Source organism: Micromonospora tarensis (genome assembly GCF_016803395.1).
Taxonomy (GTDB): domain Bacteria; phylum Actinomycetota; class Actinomycetes; order Mycobacteriales; family Micromonosporaceae; genus Micromonospora; species Micromonospora tarensis.
Genome location: NZ_JAEVHL010000009.1, coordinates 42,144 through 57,406, shown reverse-complemented (window position 1 = coordinate 57,406; position 15,263 = coordinate 42,144). Strand labels below are relative to the sequence as shown.

General features: G+C 72.1%; 19 protein-coding genes and 1 pseudogene. 9 read left to right on the top strand and 11 right to left on the bottom strand.

All coding sequences use genetic code 11. From position 1 onward, the window contains the following. Positions 1–129 precede the first annotated feature (129 nt). The gene (locus tag JM949_RS03745; RefSeq protein WP_238432524.1) at positions 130–1,134 is read right to left on the bottom strand and encodes a DUF2786 domain-containing protein; all 1,005 of its coding nucleotides are present in this window, start codon (positions 1,132–1,134) and stop codon (positions 130–132) included. A gap of 55 nt (positions 1,135–1,189) precedes the next feature. On the opposite strand from JM949_RS03745, the gene JM949_RS36425 reads away from it, so the two are divergent. The 3 genes from JM949_RS36425 to JM949_RS03735 all read left to right on the top strand — a co-directional run bounded on the left by JM949_RS36425 (position 1,190) and on the right by JM949_RS03735 (position 2,984). Further along, on the top strand, positions 1,190–1,426 hold the full coding sequence (locus JM949_RS36425; RefSeq protein WP_238432523.1) for a hypothetical protein: 237 nt from the start codon (positions 1,190–1,192) through the stop codon (positions 1,424–1,426). Positions 1,427–1,602: 176 nt separating this feature from the next. Next, positions 1,603–2,085, top strand: a complete 483-nt coding sequence (locus tag JM949_RS03740; protein WP_203147050.1) for a DUF2243 domain-containing protein — start codon at positions 1,603–1,605, stop codon at positions 2,083–2,085. A 5-nt stretch (positions 2,086–2,090) separates the two neighbouring features. Next, positions 2,091–2,984: a cytochrome c oxidase assembly protein gene (locus tag JM949_RS03735; protein ID WP_309231993.1), complete on the top strand. Its 894-nt coding sequence runs from the start codon at positions 2,091–2,093 to the stop codon at positions 2,982–2,984. A gap of 9 nt (positions 2,985–2,993) precedes the next feature. Here JM949_RS03735 and JM949_RS03730 read toward each other — a convergent pair whose 3' ends face one another. From JM949_RS03730 to JM949_RS03710, 7 genes are all read right to left on the bottom strand, one after another. Next, on the bottom strand, positions 2,994–3,272 hold the full coding sequence (locus JM949_RS03730) for a hypothetical protein (protein ID WP_203147048.1): 279 nt from the start codon (positions 3,270–3,272) through the stop codon (positions 2,994–2,996). Positions 3,273–3,403: 131 nt separating this feature from the next. After that, positions 3,404–4,522 carry a CaiB/BaiF CoA transferase family protein gene (locus JM949_RS03725; protein ID WP_309231992.1) on the bottom strand — a complete coding sequence of 373 codons (1,119 nt, stop codon included), beginning with the start codon at positions 4,520–4,522 and terminating at the stop codon, positions 3,404–3,406. A gap of 169 nt (positions 4,523–4,691) precedes the next feature. Beyond that, positions 4,692–5,219 (bottom strand): hypothetical protein, encoded by a 528-nt coding sequence (locus JM949_RS38770; protein ID WP_309231991.1) that lies wholly within the window; start codon positions 5,217–5,219, stop codon positions 4,692–4,694. After that, positions 5,216–5,875: a 3-hydroxyacyl-CoA dehydrogenase family protein gene (locus JM949_RS38765; protein WP_305070581.1), complete on the bottom strand. Its 660-nt coding sequence runs from the start codon at positions 5,873–5,875 to the stop codon at positions 5,216–5,218. The genes JM949_RS38770 and JM949_RS38765 overlap by 4 nt, the downstream gene beginning before the upstream one ends. Before the next feature lie 140 nt (positions 5,876–6,015). Next, positions 6,016–6,852, bottom strand: a complete 837-nt coding sequence (locus JM949_RS38760; protein ID WP_305070579.1) for an enoyl-CoA hydratase-related protein — start codon at positions 6,850–6,852, stop codon at positions 6,016–6,018. Between the two features lie 14 nt (positions 6,853–6,866). Next, positions 6,867–8,081 carry an acetyl-CoA C-acetyltransferase gene (locus tag JM949_RS03715; protein ID WP_203147046.1) on the bottom strand — a complete coding sequence of 405 codons (1,215 nt, stop codon included), beginning with the start codon at positions 8,079–8,081 and terminating at the stop codon, positions 6,867–6,869. Beyond that, a complete protein-coding gene (locus JM949_RS03710; RefSeq protein WP_238432522.1) occupies positions 8,071–9,063 on the bottom strand; it encodes an acyl-CoA dehydrogenase family protein in 993 nt (330 codons plus the stop codon). The genes JM949_RS03715 and JM949_RS03710 overlap by 11 nt, the downstream gene beginning before the upstream one ends. A gap of 365 nt (positions 9,064–9,428) precedes the next feature. Between JM949_RS03710 and JM949_RS03705 the strand changes: the two genes are divergently transcribed. Then, positions 9,429–10,079 (top strand): TetR/AcrR family transcriptional regulator, encoded by a 651-nt coding sequence (locus tag JM949_RS03705; RefSeq protein WP_203147045.1) that lies wholly within the window; start codon positions 9,429–9,431, stop codon positions 10,077–10,079. Positions 10,080–10,163: 84 nt separating this feature from the next. On the opposite strand, the gene JM949_RS03700 is transcribed toward JM949_RS03705, so the two are convergent. After that, entirely contained in the window at positions 10,164–10,553 is a 390-nt protein-coding gene (locus JM949_RS03700; protein ID WP_203147044.1) for a hypothetical protein, read from the bottom strand. A 78-nt stretch (positions 10,554–10,631) separates the two neighbouring features. Here JM949_RS03700 and JM949_RS03695 point away from each other — a divergent pair, with 78 nt between their 5' ends. After that, positions 10,632–11,159: a MarR family winged helix-turn-helix transcriptional regulator gene (locus JM949_RS03695; RefSeq protein WP_203147043.1), complete on the top strand. Its 528-nt coding sequence runs from the start codon at positions 10,632–10,634 to the stop codon at positions 11,157–11,159. Positions 11,160–11,190: 31 nt separating this feature from the next. Here the strand turns inward: JM949_RS03695 and JM949_RS03690 are convergent, their stop codons facing one another. Both JM949_RS03690 and JM949_RS39550 read right to left on the bottom strand, forming a co-directional pair. Then, entirely contained in the window at positions 11,191–11,829 is a 639-nt protein-coding gene (locus JM949_RS03690; protein WP_407664687.1) for a hypothetical protein, read from the bottom strand. 190 nt (positions 11,830–12,019) lie between these two features. Beyond that, positions 12,020–12,082, bottom strand: a pseudogene (locus JM949_RS39550) (hypothetical protein); the annotation flags it as partial. 72 nt (positions 12,083–12,154) lie between these two features. Here JM949_RS39550 and JM949_RS03685 point away from each other — a divergent pair. The 4 genes from JM949_RS03685 (at position 12,155) to kdpA (ending at position 15,247) form a co-directional block, all read left to right on the top strand. After that, entirely contained in the window at positions 12,155–13,195 is a 1,041-nt protein-coding gene (locus JM949_RS03685; RefSeq protein WP_203147042.1) for a TRM11 family SAM-dependent methyltransferase, read from the top strand. Positions 13,196–13,329: 134 nt separating this feature from the next. Next, positions 13,330–13,506 carry a hypothetical protein gene (locus tag JM949_RS03680; RefSeq protein ID WP_203147041.1) on the top strand — a complete coding sequence of 59 codons (177 nt, stop codon included), beginning with the start codon at positions 13,330–13,332 and terminating at the stop codon, positions 13,504–13,506. After that, a complete protein-coding gene (gene kdpF, locus JM949_RS36420) occupies positions 13,503–13,592 on the top strand; it encodes a K(+)-transporting ATPase subunit F (RefSeq protein WP_203147040.1) in 90 nt (29 codons plus the stop codon). The genes JM949_RS03680 and kdpF overlap by 4 nt, the downstream gene beginning before the upstream one ends. Further along, on the top strand, positions 13,592–15,247 hold the full coding sequence (kdpA, locus tag JM949_RS03670; protein WP_203147039.1) for a potassium-transporting ATPase subunit KdpA: 1,656 nt from the start codon (positions 13,592–13,594) through the stop codon (positions 15,245–15,247). Before kdpF ends, kdpA begins: the two co-directional genes overlap by 1 nt. Positions 15,248–15,263: the final 16 nt, after the last annotated feature.

Here is a 15,263-nt window from a genome sequence, read left to right as displayed (position 1 = left end):
CCTCAGACTCTGGCCACACCCCGGCCGGGGCGCGGCTCACCGGAGGGTCGGAGCCGTCCCCCCGATCCCTACCGCATACCGAAGAAAATCGCAGAAACTTCCGGCGGTGGCGTTCCCACGCCGGGTGATTCAGCGCCGGTCGGGTCGGCCCGGCACCTGTCGGGGCTTCCGGCCACCGCCGACGTCCAGTGCTGCCCGGTCGGCGGCCGAGGTGCCGGACGACCAACCGTCGGCGTCGCGCACGCTGAGCCGGTGCCGGGTGACGCCGGGGAAGAGCGTCTCCAGCCGCTCCCGGACCGCCTCGCCCCGTGCGGCGAGCACCGGCAACAGTCGATCCGACTCGACAGCCGCCTGGTCGGCCGCTTCGGCCGCCGCCTCGGTGGCCGCCTCGGTGGCCGCACGCAGTCGCTCGCCGATCCGCAGCGCGAACGCGTTCAGGAAGGACTCGTCCCAGACCTTCGTCCGTCGCCCCGACCCCGGCCGCCGCTCGGCGCGCCCGCGCAGCATCGCCGCCGTGGCCTGGACCAGCAGCGAGGTGTAGAGCACCTCCACCGCCACCAGGTCGGCCGGCCAGCCCAGCACTGTCGCGAAGCCGAGATCATCCGACCAGACCGCCTCGCACCGGTTCGCCGCCGCCACCTCCTGCACCAGCAGCGCCTTCGCGCCCGCGTACGGGGTGTCCGTGCTCAGGCGTACCCCGCCGGGCAGATCGCCGCGCTCCGCCCCGCCGGCCAGCAGCGCCTCGTCGATGCTGTGCCGGGCGATCAGCTCCTGTGCCTTGCCGGTCAGCGCCTCCGCCTCGGCCGGGAAGGTGGTCGACTCGGCCTTGGCCAGCAGCGCCCGTACCCGGTCCAGCATCGGCGACCCACTGCGGGCCGTACCGGCCGCGCGTGGGATCGCCGCGCCGGTCGAGCCGGGTGGCGGGCGCAGCACCGCGATCGGCGGCAGGCTCTCCACCAGCGCGAGTACGTCGACGGCGGCGCGCAGCGCGTCGGCCCGGTCGAGCCCCTCCCGGCTGGCCCAGCCGGTCAGCACACCGGGGTCGTCGTTCCCCCCGGTGGCCGCCAGGTCGCGGAGCTGCTCGTCCCACCAGGGCGGGACCGGCTCGGCCTGGTCCCGCCGCTGGGCGGCCATCGCCGTCGCGGACCAGCCGAGCCGCGCGGGCGTCGAGCCGGCGACCGGTGATCCGGTGCACGTCGGCCGGCTGCCAACCGAGCGGCCAGAGTCGGCCCAGGCCGCGCACCAGGCGGCGCAGCAGCGCCGCGTCCACCGCCGTGCCGCCGTCCGCCGCGCCGGTGCCGACCATCAGCTGGTCGAGCTGCCGTTCGGCCTGTCGTACGTCGGTGCCACGCACCGCCGCGAGCGCGTTGGCGACGAGTTCGTCTGCGTCCGGCACCGGCACCTCCCTCTCTCGCTGCTCCCATGATCATGCGCCATGCCCTGATCAACACGAGTTCCCGGATGCCGGGCCATCCCACCGGATCAGCCACCCCGACCTCAGCGAATCCCTGTTGCTCAGCTCGCCGGCGGTCAACCCCGGTGGCATGCGCCGTCCGTTTCCGGGTAGTTCGGTGCTGACCCGACACGACTGAGAGGTGTGTGGTGACCGGCTCGATCCTGCCGACTGCGCGTCGCGCCGACGCCCGCGCCTCGACGCTCGCCGGCGTCCTCATCGGCGTCGCGATCATGGCTGCGGTGGACGAGATCGTCTTCCACCAGTTGCTGGCCTGGCACCACTTCTACGACCGGTCCACCCCGTCGGTGGCGTTGCTCTCGGACGGGCTGCTGCACGCCGCCGAGGTGATCGCCCTGGTCGGCGGGTTCTTCTGGTTCGCCGACCTGCGTCGACGCCACGCCCTGTCGTCCCGCCTGGCCTGGGCTGGCTTCCTGCTCGGCGCCGGTGGTTTCCAGATCTTCGACGGGCTGGTCGACCACAAGGTGCTCCGGCTGCACCAGATCCGCTACGGCGTCCACCTGGTCCCGTACGACGTGCTGTGGAACGTGGCCGGCGCGGTGCTGGTGCTGGCCGGCGCGGCGCTGCTGTGGCGGGCCCGGTCCCGGGGCGCGGGCGACGGCCTCCGGTGACGGCGGTGCCTCCGGGTGCGACGGTGCCGTCCGGCGGGCCCGCGGCGGACGGCTCGGCCTGGCCGGTGTCGCCGCAACTGGCGCACGGCGGCCACCCGGCGGACGGGCCGGGTTGGCTGGCGCTACTCCCGGTCGTGCTGCTGGCCGTCGGCTACCTGCTGGCCGCCGTACGCGATCCGCGCGGCTGGGACCACCGGCGTACCGCCGCCTGGTTGGCCGGGTGCGCGGTGCTGGCGGTCGCCCTCGGACCGCTCGCCCCGCTCCCCGGCGACCCGCGCGGGCACATGGCGCAGCACCTGCTGCTCGGCATGCTGGCGCCGCTCGGGCTGGTGCTCGGCGCACCGGTGACGCTGCTGTTGCACGTCGCGTCGTCGCCGACGCGTCGGCGGGTGGGCCGGCTGCTGCGCGCCCGCCCGCTGCACGTGATCGCCCACCCGGTCACCGCCGCGCTGCTCAGCACCGGCGGGCTGGCGCTGGTGCTGCTCACCCCGCTGTACGCGATGGCCGAGCGGCAATCCGCCCTGCACCACGGCGTGCACCTGCACTACCTGGCCGCCGGGTACCTGTTCGCCTGGTCGCTCGCCGGGCCGGACCCGGCACCCCGCCGGCCGGGGCTGGCCGTGCGGGTCGGCGCGCTGCTCGGCGCGGCGGCCGGTCACGCCGTGCTGGCCAAGTACCTGTACGCGAACGCTGCGACGCTGCCACCCGGCCTCACCGACCGGGACCCGGCGGCGTTCCAGTCGGCCGCCCAACTCATGTACTACGGCGGCGACGTGGCGGAACTGCTCCTGGCGACAGCCCTCTTCGCCACCTGGTACCGGCGACGTGCTCCCCGCCGCCGCCCCTCTCCTAGGTTGATCAAGAGGTTTGCGTCAGAAAAGGACAGCTCGCTGACGTGAACCTTTCGATCAAGTCTGGGACGGGGTGGAGGCCAGGGTTGCCGACAGCCGGCGGAGGAACGCGCGGATCTCGTCCTCGCTGTGGTGCGTCTCGGCCTGGTCGTTCAGCGGGCCCGAGTAGCGCAGCGCCTGGTCGAGCGCATCCCGAGTTTCGGCTAAACCACCCGGGTAGAGCCCCGTGGCCACCCCGTCGGCGACCCGCTTCACCACCGCATCGTCGAGCGCCCTGTCGAACTGGGTCCCGTAGAGGACCCCGTTGACGTGGCCCTTCCAACTGTCCGTACCCATGCTCGTCGACTCCCCTGAAAGATCCGGCCGCCGTCCCAACCCAACTCGTTCCCCTCCGTCAGCGGTCCACCATCGGTGCCCGACGGTATCAACGCGGCATCGGTGCGGCTGCCCGGGAAGTCCGCTGTGGATCACTGCCAGGTGGTGAGGATGTCCGCTACCTGTTGGGTGTCGTGGTCCGGGTCGGGGGCCGGGGCGGGCGGACCGGTCGGGGTCCTGTCGAAGCGGGGGGCCGGTGCCGGCTGCATCTCACCGCCCACCTCGACGAACGTGCCCCGGGCGGCGTTGTGCGGGTGCGTGGGCGCCTCACCGGGGGCGAGCACCGGTGCGACACACGCGTCCAGGTCGGCGAAGATCGCCGTCCACTCGTCCCGGCTGCGTTCCGCGAACCGCTCGGCGAATCGACGGCGCAGCTCGTCCCAGCCGCTCGGGTCGTACTGGGCGGGCAGGTGCGGGTCGTCGGCGAGGTCCAGGCCGGTCAGGAGTACGCCGTAGAAGGCTGGTTCGATCGCGCCGACGGCCATGAACCGACCGTCGGCCGTGCGGTAGGTGTCGTAGAACGGCGCCCCGCCGTCGAACATGTTGTGCCCGCGTGGGGCGGCCCACCGGCCGGTGCCGAGCAGCCCGTGCAGGAACGAGGTGAGCAGCGCCGACCCGTCCACCATCGCCGCGTCGACCACCTGGCCGACGCCGGAGCGTTCCCGTTCCAGCAGTGCGGCCAGCACGCCGACGGCGAGCAGCATGCCACCGCCACCGAAATCGCCGAGCAGATTCATCGGCGCGTACGGGCGTTCGCCGGCCCGGCCCAGCGGCTCCAACGCCCCGGCCACCGCGATGTAGTCGATGTCGTGCCCGGCGCGGGCGGCCAGCGGACCGTCCTGACCCCAGCCGGTCATCCGCGCGTACACCAGCCGTGGGTTGCGGGCCTGGCAGATCTGCGGGCCGAAGCCGAGCCGCTCGGCCACCCCCGGCCGGTACGCCTCCACCAGCACGTCCGCCCGCTCGACCAGGCGCAGCAGGTCGGCCACCCCGGCTGCGGACTTCAGGTCCAGCGCGGTGACCCGCCGGCCGCGTTGCAACGGCCCGCCCGTCGGCGCGGCCAGCCGGCCCGGCCCCGGGGCGCCGGGCCGGTCCACCCGCACCACGTCCGCGCCGAGGTCGGCGAGGACCATGCAACCGAACGGCGCCGGGGCGAGGCTGGCCAGCTCGACCACCCGCACGCCGGCGAGCGGACCACTGGACGTCGTCACGCGGCGCTCATCGGCGTGGTCTCGCTGTCTCCGGCCAAGATCGCGCTCGATCCAGGATGTAGTGGTGTGCGAAGCCATCCGATGCCACCAGATCCTTGATCGGGCACGATCATGCTGTCGGCCCTCACGGCGCGGGCGGCGACCCGCGCGAATCGACCGCAGGCGGTTCTCATCCGGCGGCCGTCGCATCAGCGGACCGGGCGCCGGACGCGGCGAGCCGGTCGACCAGGTCGGCGGGAGGCCTGAACCGGTCCCCGTAGCGGTCGGCCAGCTCGGTGGCCCGGGCCGCGAAGCCCGCCGGGCCGCCCGCGTACTGCCGGACGTAGCGGATCACCCCACCGGTCCAGGCCGGGAAGCCGATGCCGAAGATTGAGCCGATGTTGGCGTCGGTCTCGGTGCGCAGCACTCCCTCCTCCAGGCAGCGCAACGCGTCCAGCGCCTCGGCGAAGAGCATCCGCTCCTGGAGATCGGTGAAGGGCACCGCCCGGCCGGCGTCGGTGATCAGGTCGGCGAGACCGGTCCACAGCCGGCCTCGGGTGCCGTCGTCGTACGAGTAGAAGCCGCGCCCGGCGGCGCGCCCCGGCCGGTCGTACGCGTCGACCAGTTCGTCGACGAGCCGGTGCGCCGGCAGTGGCCGGTACTCCGCGCTGGCCGCCTCGAACTGACGGCGGATCCGCTGGATCAGGGTGAGACTCACCTCGTCGGCCAGCGCCAGTGGCCCGGTCGGGTAGCCGGCCTGGAGGGCGGCCTGCTCGACGACGCGGCGGGGACGCCCTCGGCGACCATGCCGACCGCCTCGTCGATGAAGTGGCCGATCACCCGGCTGGTGAAGAAGCCCCGCCCGTCGTCGACCACGATCGGCGTCTTGCCGATTCGCCGGCCCAGGTCGAAGGCCCGGGCCAGCGCGACGTCCCCGGTCCGTTCACCCACCACGATCTCCAGCAACGGCATCCGGTCCACCGGGGAGAAGAAGTGCATCCCGATGAAGTCGGCCGGCCGGTCCACGCCCTCGGCCAACCCGGTGATCGGCAGGGTGGACGTGTTGGAGGCGAGCAGCGCGTCGGGCGCCAGCACGGGTAGCACCTCGGCGAACACGGCCTGCTTCAGCGCCGGGTCCTCGAAGACCGCCTCGATCACCGCGTCGCAGCCGGCGAGCGCGTCCACCTGGTCGGTGACCGTGATCCGGTCCAGCACGGCGCGCGCGTCCGCCTCCGTCGCGCGGCCCTTGCCCACCTTGCGGGCCAGCAACCGTTCGGCGTGTGACCGGGCCCGGCCGGCTGCCTCCGGGGAGACGTCCCTGACCACCACGTCCAACCCGGCGTTGGCGCAGGCGTACGCGATGCCCGCGCCCATCATGCCCGCGCCGAGCACCGCCACCCGCCGCACCTGCGGGACGTCCACTGACGGTCGGGCGGCACCGCCGTTGACCGCCTTCAGGTCGAAGAAGAACGCCCCGATCATGTTCTTGGCGACCTGCCCGGTGAGCAGGCCGATCAGGTGCCGGGTCTCCACTGTGAACGCGGTGTCCACGTCGACCTGCGCGCCTTCGACGGCGGTGGCCAGGATCGCCTCGGGCGCGGGCAGCCGGGCGCCCTTGAGCTGCTTGCGCAGGGTGGCCGGGAAGGCGGGCAGCTGCGCGGCGAGGGAACGGCTGGCCGGGCTGCCGCCGGGCATCCGGTAGTCCGGCCGGTCCCACGGCTGCTTCGGCTGCGGGTTGGCGACGATCCAGGCACGGCCCGGTCCCGCAACTCCGCCTCGGTGCCGACCACCTCGTCGACCAGACCGGCGGCCAGCGCGTCGGCCGGGCGCATCCGTCGGCCGGTGAGCAGCACAGTGGTCAGCGCTTCCGCCAGGCCGAGCATCCGTACCGTCCGGGTGACCCCGCCGGCCCCGGGTAGCAGACCCAGCGTCACCTCGGGCAGCCCGAGCCGTGAGTCGGGCACGTCCAGCGCGATCCGGTGGTGGCAGGCGAGCGTGATCTCCAGCCCGCCGCCGAGCGCGGACCCGTTGACCGCCGCGACCACCGGCCGGCCCAGCGTCTCCAGCCGGCGCAGGTCCCGTTTGATGGTGCCGAGCAGCTCGGCCAGCGCGGGCGCGTCCGCGCGGGTGGCGCGGATCATCTCCGGCAGGTCGCCGCCGGCGAAGAACGTCGACTTGGCGCTGGTCACCATGACGCCGGCGAGGTCGGGCTCAGCCTCCAGCCGGTCGAGCACCGCGCTCATCGACGCGGCGTACGCCCGGTTCATGGTGTTCGCGGACTGGGTCGGGTCGTCCAGGGTGAGCGTGACGATGCCGTCGGCGCCGCGGTCGTACCGGATGGTGTCGGTCATGGTTGTCCTCCGGGTCAGCAGCGCTCGAGCACGGTGGCGACGCCCATGCCGCCGCCGATGCACAGGGTCACCACGGCGCGGCGCAGCTCGCGGCGCTCCACCTCGTCCAACGCCGTACCGAGCAGCATCGCTCCGGTCGCCCCGAGCGGGTGGCCGAGGGCGATCGCGCCACCGTTGACGTTCACCCGGTCCGGGTCGAGGCCCAGGTCACGGACGTACTTGAGCACCACCGCCGAGAACGCCTCGTTGATCTCGAACAGGTCGATGTCGTGCACTGTCAGCCCGGCGGCGGCGAGCGCCTTGTGGGTGGCCGGGATCGGGCCGGTCAGCATCAGCGTCGGGTCGGCGCCGGTGACCGCCGCGCCGACGATCCGGGCGCGCGGGGTGAGGCCGAGGTCCCGACCGACCTGCTCAGAGCCGATCAGCACCAGCGCCGCCCCGTCCACGATGCCCGACGAGTTGCCGGCGTGGTGCACGTGCTCGATCGCCTCCAGCCAGTGGAACTTCTGCAACGCGACAGCGTCGAACCCGGCCGCCTCGCCCATGCTGGCGAAGGACGGGGTGAGCCGAGCGAGGGCCTCCCGGGTGGTGTCCGGGCGGAGGTGCTCGTCCACTGTGAGGATGTCCAGGCCGTTGCCGTCGCGGACCGGCACCACCGACCGGGCGAAGTGCCCGCCGGCCCACGCCTTGGCGGCCCGCTCCTGCGACCGCAGCGCGTAGCCGTCCACGTCGTCGCGGGTGAAGCCCTCCACTGTGGCGATCAGGTCGGCGCTGACGCCCTGCGGCACGAACGACGTGGCCAGCGCGGTCTGCGGGTCGGTGGCCCAGGCCGCGCCGTCGGAGCCCATCGGCACCCGGGACATCGACTCCACCCCACCGGCGAGCAGCAGGTGCTCCCAACCGGAGCGGATCCGCGCCGCGGCGGAGTTGACCGCCTCCAATCCGGAGGCGCAGAACCGGTTGAGCTGCACCCCGCCCACCTGGTCGGGCAACCCGGCCAGCAGCGCGGCGGCCCGCGCCAGGTCACCGCCCTGCTCACCGACCGGGGTGACGATGCCGAGCAGCAGATCCTCCAACCGCCCGACGTCCAGGCCGGGGTTGCGCTCGCGCAACGCGTCGATCAGGCCGACCACCAGCGAGATCGGCTTGACCCCGTGCAGCGCGCCGGTGTCCCGGCCGCGTCCGCGCGGGGTGCGGACCGCGTCATAGACGTACGCCTCAGAGGGCACGGGCGATCAGCTCCTTCATGATCTCGTTGGTGCCGCCGTAGATCTTCTGCACCCGGGCGTCGGCGTACATCCGGGCGATCGGGTACTCGGTGGTGTAGCCGTAGCCACCGAAGAGCTGGAGGCACCGGTCGATGACCTCGCACTGCCCGTCGGTGAGCCACGACTTCGCCATCGCCGCGGTGGCCACGTCCAGCTCGCCCCGGGTGTGCCGGACGATGCAGTCGTCCAGGAAGACCCGGCTGACCCGGGTGCGGGTGGCGCACTCGGCGAGCACCATCCGGGTGTTCTGGTGCCCCATCAGCGGTTTGCCGAAGGCGGTGCGCTCCTTGGCGTACGCCACGGTCAGCTCGACCGCCCGTTCCATGGCCGCCACCGCGCCGACCCCGATCACCAGCCGTTCCTGCGGGAGCTGCTGCATGAGCTGGATGAAGCCCAGCCCCTCGGCACCGCCGAGCAGGTTGGCCGCCGGCACCCGGAACTCGTCGAAGAACAGCTCGGCGGTGTCGTTGGCGTGCAGCCCGATCTTGGACAGCAGCCGGCCCCGGCGGAAGCCCTCCGGGTCGCCACCCACCTCGCAGACCAGCAACGAGACCCCGGCCGCCCGCTGCTCGGGGTCGGTCTTCACGGCCACGATGACCAGGTCGGCCAGGCCGCCGTTGGTGATGAACGTCTTCGCGCCGGTGACCAGGTAGTCGTCGCCGTCGCGGACCGCCCGGGTGCGCATCGCCTGGAGATCGGAGCCGCCGTCCGGCTCGGTCATCGCGATCGCGCCGACCAGCTCGCCGCTGCACAGGCCGGGCAGCCAGCGCCGTTTCTGCTCCTCGCTGCCGTACGCCACCAGGTAGCCGGTGACGATGCCGCTGTGCACTGCCAGTCCGAGGCTGCCCTCCCCGGTGTGCGCCTGCTCGTGCAGCAGCACCGCCTCGTGGGTGAAGCCGCCGCCGCCACCGCCGTACTCCTCCGGGACGGACAGGCCGAGCAACCCCAGCTCGCCGGCGCGCCGGTAGTGCCCGCGGTCCGGGTGGCCCTGCGCCAGCAGCGCTCGGCGTGCGGCAGCACCTCCTTGGTGAAGAAGGTGCGGGCCAGGTCGGCCAGGTCGTCGTGCTCAGGCTGCCGCCAGGGCGAGGGGGGACCGTCGGGCGTCGACATGTGCACCACCCTCGCGTCCTGTTGGCGGCATGTCAATAAGTCGCGGAGGCCCGGCTGCGTTGATCGACGGGCACGCTGATCGACTCGGGTTCTTGAAATCGGGCTATCCGCCGCCGCCGGATGCCGCGACTTCAAGGAAGCCGAGTCGATCAAGCGACGTGAGCGTCGCCGGGGATGTGCGGCGATAGGGTCGGGCAGATGAGTGTCGAGACGGCTCCTCGTCGCCGGCGGTTGGAACCGGACGCCCGGCGCGGGCAGATCCTGGCCTGCGCGGTCCGGCTGTTCGGCGAGCGCCCGTACGCGGACGTGTCGACCACCGACGTCGCCCGCGAGGCGGGTGTCGCCCGGGGCTTGGTCAACCACTACTTCGGCACGAAGAAGGACCTCTACCTGGAGGTCGTCCGGGTCATGGTGACCATCCCCGAGGTGGCGGTGGAGCGGTTGCCCAAGGGTGATCTGCGGACCCGGGTCGACGCCAGCGTCACCTGGTTCCTCGACGTGGTGTCCCGGCACAGCACGTCCTGGCTGGCAGCGGTCACCGCGCGGGGGATGGGCGGGGACGCCGACGTGGAGCGGGTGCTCGCCGAGGCTGAGGAGGTCGCTGCGGACCGCATGCTGGTCGCCGTCGGGCTGGCCGGCGAGGCGCACCACCGCGAGGAGTTGCGCGGGATGGTCCGGGCGTATGGCGGGCTGGCCACGTCGACCGCCCGGGAGTGGCTCCAGCGGGATGCGTTGACCCGCGCCCAGGTCCACCTGCTGCTCACCACCACCCTGCTGACCATCGTCGAACAGGTCATCCCGCAGGTCATCGCCGGTGCCGGCCCGGCCCGGCCAGCGCCTCCGGCTTGAGCTGCCCTCCACTGCTCTGGCCTGCACGCTCGCGCCGCCGCTGACGGAACCCGCGCTCTGCCCGAGCCACGCCAGTGCCGGGCTTCAGGCTGGTGCGGCGGCGGGGGACGATTCGCGGAAGTGGAGCACGATGACGATCGTCAGGATGACGATGGCGATCGGGTCGAAGACCAGCGAGACGAGGTTCATGTCGGCCCGCATGCCGACGTCGACGACGGTCAGGGCGAGAAAGACCGACTTGGTGATGATGGCGGTCGCCGCCGCCGGCACTCTGGCCGGCAGGTAGAAGGCTCCCCAGATGATGGCCGCGCCGAGAGCGGCCTGCAGCACACCTCGGTGCTGGAGCAGCGCGGTGGTCATCCGATCGGGGTCGGCCAGTCCATAACTGCTCGTCAGCAGTTGCGGCCAGAACAAGGCAAGTGCGGGCGTTGCGGTGATCACGCCGACGATGGTGAGGATGACGCGCATCTTCATACGACTCTCCTAGTAGGCCGGCTCACTGATCATCAGCGTAGCTGACGATCAGTTCAGCGGAAGACTAGGCTACGTTTTGTGCGCTCATCCGAAACCATCTCCTCCGCCACCGGCTACCTGCTGCTGAGGTTGGCCAACCTCGCCAGCGCCCGAATGGAAGAGGCGCTCCTGCCCTTCCGCCTACGCGGCCGGGATCTGCGGGTGCTGGCCTTCGTCCAGGACGGGGAGTTGTCCCAGCGTGACCTGTCTCAGCAGACTGGACTCGACCGCACCACGATGGTCGCGGTCATCGACGGCCTTGAGCGCAACGGATATGTCCGGCGCGAGCGCAGCCCCACCGACCGCCGGAAACAGCTCATCAGCGTCACCACCGACGGCCGCACCGTATTGTCGGAAGCCCTCACGGCGCTGCGCTGGGCCGAGGACGGCTTCCTCGCTCCGCTCGGCGAGGACGAACGGCGCCAGCTGCACAGACAGCTGTCCCTGCTCTACGCAGCCCACGATCCCCGGTGCCAGACCGACGACACATCGGAACTCGGCCTGCTGCTCGGCAGTGACGCCGCCGGAACGCGCCACAGCGAGGGCCCGACCAGGCACACGACCTGAGCGTCCGCCGGGTGGTCGATGCCGCCGACGGTCAGGCGGCGCGACGTCCGCCGGCCTGATCGGTACGCGTGGCATGCCCGCCCTGCGCCGCCGGGGCGGCGAAACGGTCGGCGGCCTGCGCTGGATACGACTCGGGGCGTACCACCCGCAGCGGCCGGTCCACCTCGTCGGCGCCGAACCGCCAGCGCGACGGTGTCGGCTGCCGCTGCGGCGCGGGCCCGCCGGGGCGCAGGCCGGGTCGGGACAGCAGCACGGTGATCAGGTAGCCAACCACCAGGAAGCCGTGACTGACCAGCCGTTCCCCGCCCACCGATCCGGTGGCCAGGTCGTTCACCGACAGCAGCAGCAACGTGCCGACGAACGCGCTGAGCATCGGCAGCAGCCCGGCCGGAGGGCTGCGGCGCAGCGCCACGAAGAGGAAGCCGGCCCCGACGGCGACGTTCCACGCTGCCGATTCGTGCCACAGGTGCTGGCCGGTGGGGTGCAGGTGATCGGCGGTCGCGCCCCGGCCCACCTGGGCCAGGCCGAGCACCAGTTGCACCGCGCCGAGCAGCCCGAGCGCCGACCGGAGCCCGGCGACCAGCGGACCACGCCCGCGCGCCTTCCGCAGGCCGGCGACCAGCGGGCCATGCCCGCGCGCCTTCCGTGAGACCGGCGACCAGCGGGCCATGCCCGGCCCGGCGTCGCCACCACGGGCGGCGGGCCGGGGCGGCGGCGGTGGCAGCCAGGATCGCCTCGGTCCGGTCGGGCACCTCGGCGACCAATCGGGTACGAACCCGACGGGTCACCGCAGCCGCGGCCGTGAACCAGCCCCGGCACTCGGCGCACCCGTCGAGGTGCTGCTGCACCGCCGTCAGTTCGGCGGCGGTCTCCTCCCCGTCCAACTGCGCGGACAGGACCTCCCGCCACTGCTCACACCCCATGTACCGGTAGTCGCTCCGGCGGCCGTTCCGGTTCCCGGCGACTGTCACCGGTTGTGGAATACTCGCCGGATCATGACGCGTTACGGCCTGCTCATCCTGCCCGCCACCAACCGGGTGTACGCCCGCTCCGCCGTCGACCTCACCCGGGCCGAGCTGGAGATCTTCGGCAACTCGGCGCTGGACGGTCGGATCGGCGAGCTGGACACCGAGGTCGTCGGAGGGGCGTCCTACGTCACCTTCAGCGGTGATGGGCTGACCGACCGTGACCTGGCCGCGCTGGGCAACCTCTCCGCCGGGTACGCGCTGTTCGAGATCGTCGGTGAGCTGCTGCGGCCGGTCGAGTGGAGCCGGCTGGACCGCTACGACGACGACCTGCTCACCATCCAGAAGTACCCGGGCAAGACCAACGAGCAGTTCACCAAGCTGCTGCTCAACGTCACCCTGCTCGCCTCGGCCTGGGCCGGCGAGCTGACCAGCCGACGGTTCCGGGTGCTCGACCCGCTCTGCGGTCGGGGCACCACCCTGAACCAGGCGCTGATGTACGGCTTCGACGCCGCCGGGGTGGAGCGCGACCAGAAGGACGTCGAGGCGTACCGGGCGTTCATCACCACCTGGCTGAAGCAGAAGCGGGTCAAGCACCGGGTGCTGGAGTCGGGGCCGGTGCGCCGGGAACGCAAGGTGGTCGGCCGGCGGGTGCGGATCGAGCTGGCGCCGACCCGCGAGGAGCACAAGGCCGGCCAGACCCAGCTGCTGGACGTGGTCAACGCGGACACCGCCCGGTCGGGGGAGTTCTTCCGCCCGGAGACCGTGGACCTGGTGGTGGCCGACGCGCCGTACGGCGTACAGCACGGCAGCCGTACCGCACATCAGGGTCTCTCGCGCGATCCGCTGGCGTTGCTCGCGGACGCCGCGCCGGTCTGGGCCCGGCTGTTGCGCCCCGGCGGTGCCCTCGGGATCTCCTGGAACACCCACGTCGCCAGCCGGGACGACGCCGCGGCGGCGCTGGCCGACGCGGGCCTGACAGTGGTCGACGACGAGCCCTACCGCGCGCTGCGGCACCGGGTGGATCAGTCGATCATGCGGGACGTGCTGGTGGCCCGCCGCCCGGCCTGACCTCCGCACGGAAGATCACCTCGGTTTCCTGAAACCCGAGTCGACCAACCCTGCGCTGCGCCGCATCTCACCTGTTCACCGGGCAGGTGTGAAAACCGCGTCAAGAAACGGTTCGCCGCCGTCATGGTCGCGTTATGACCCCTGCCGTCCGGCGGTTGGCAGGGCTTTGCTTGCCGGGCGCGGCCGGAAGGCGGTCGCGACGAACCTTTCCGGTAAGAGGAGTCAGCGTGTCTGACGTGGTGTTCGTGGTCCTGACGGTGGCGCTGTTCGCGGTGCTCGCCCTGGTGGTCCGGGCGGTGGAGAAGCTGTGAACGCGGTCAACGCCGTCGGTCTGGTGCTCGCGGTCGTCCTGGGCGCGTTCCTGGTGTTCGCCCTGTTGTTCCCGGAGCGCTGCTGATGACCATGACAACAGCGGGCGTCATCTTCGTGCTGACGCTGGTGGCGGCCCTGGTCGCCGTCTACAAGCCGTTCGGCGACCACATGTTCCGGGCGGTCACCGGCACCAAACAGTCGCGGGTCGAGCGGGGCGTCTTCCGCCTGGTCGGGGTCAACCCGGCCGCCGAGCAGACCTGGGGCGTGTACGCCCGCAGTGTGCTGGCGTTCTCCGCCGTCTCGATTCTGTTCCTGTATCTGTTCCAGCGGGTGCAGAACCACCTGTGGCTGTCGCTGGGCTTCGACCCGGTGGTGCCGCACGGCGCGTGGAACACCGCCGTGTCGTTCGTGACCAACACCAACTGGCAGTCGTACTCGGGTGAGTCGACGATGGGTCACCTGGTGCAGATGGCCGGCCTGGCGGTGCAGAACTTCGTTTCGGCGGCGGTCGGCATCGCGGTGGCGGTCGCGTTGGTACGCGGCTTCGCCCGCAGTCGCACCGGGCAGCTCGGCAACTTCTGGGTCGACCTGACCCGGATCGTGCTGCGGATCCTGCTGCCGATCGCGGTGCTCGGCGCGATCGCGCTGATGATCGGCGGGGCGGTGCAGAACCTTACCGCCGGCACCGACGTGAGCACGCTGACCGGCGGCACCCAGACCATCACCGGCGGCCCGGTGGCCAGCCAGGAAGTGATCAAGGAGCTGGGCACCAACGGTGGCGGCTTCTACAACGTCAACAGCGCGCACCCGTTCGAGAACCCCACCAGCTGGACGAACTGGCTGGAGATCTTCCTGATCCTGCTGATCCCGTTCAGCCTGCCCCGGGTCTTCGGCCGGATGGTCGGGCAGCACCGGCAGGGCTACGCCATCGCCGCGGTGATGGGCATCCTCGCGTTCGCCAGCGTCGCCCTCACCAACGTCTTCGAGCTGGCCGGCCACGGCACGGTGCCGCAGGCGGTCGGTGCGGCGATGGAGGGCAAGGAGGTGCGGTTCGACGTGTCGAACTCGGCCACCTTCGCCGCCGCCACCACGCTCACCTCGACGGGTGCGGTCAACTCGTTCCACGACTCGTTCACCTCGCTCGGCGGCATGATGACCATGGTCAACATGATGCTCGGCGAGGTGGCGCCGGGCGGCACCGGTTCCGGGCTGTACGGCCTGCTCATCCTCGCCGTGATCACGGTCTTCGTGGCCGGGCTGATGGTGGGCCGCACCCCCGAGTACCTGGGCAAGAAGATCGGCTCGCGCGAGATCAAGTTCGCCTCGCTCTACTTCCTGATCACGCCGATCCTGGTGCTGGTCGGCACGGCGGCCGCGTTCGGCACCGGCAACAACTCGACAGCGCTCAACGTCGGCCCGCACGGCCTCTCCGAGGTGCTGTACGCGTTCACCTCGGCCAGCAACAACAACGGCTCCGCCTTCGGCGGCATCACCGTCAACACCACCTGGTGGGACACCGCGCTCGGGTTGGGCATGCTGCTGGGCCGGTTCCTGCCGCTGATCTTCGTGCTCGCGCTGGCCGGCTCGCTGGCCCGCCAGGCACCCACCCCCGCGTCCGAGGGCACCCTGCCGACCCACCGACCCCTGTTCATCGGGATGGTCGTCGGCGTCACTGTGGTCCTCGTCGCGCTGACCTTCCTGCCCGCGCTCGCGCTCGGCCCGCTGGCAGAAGGGCTCTGACCACCATGAGGAACGA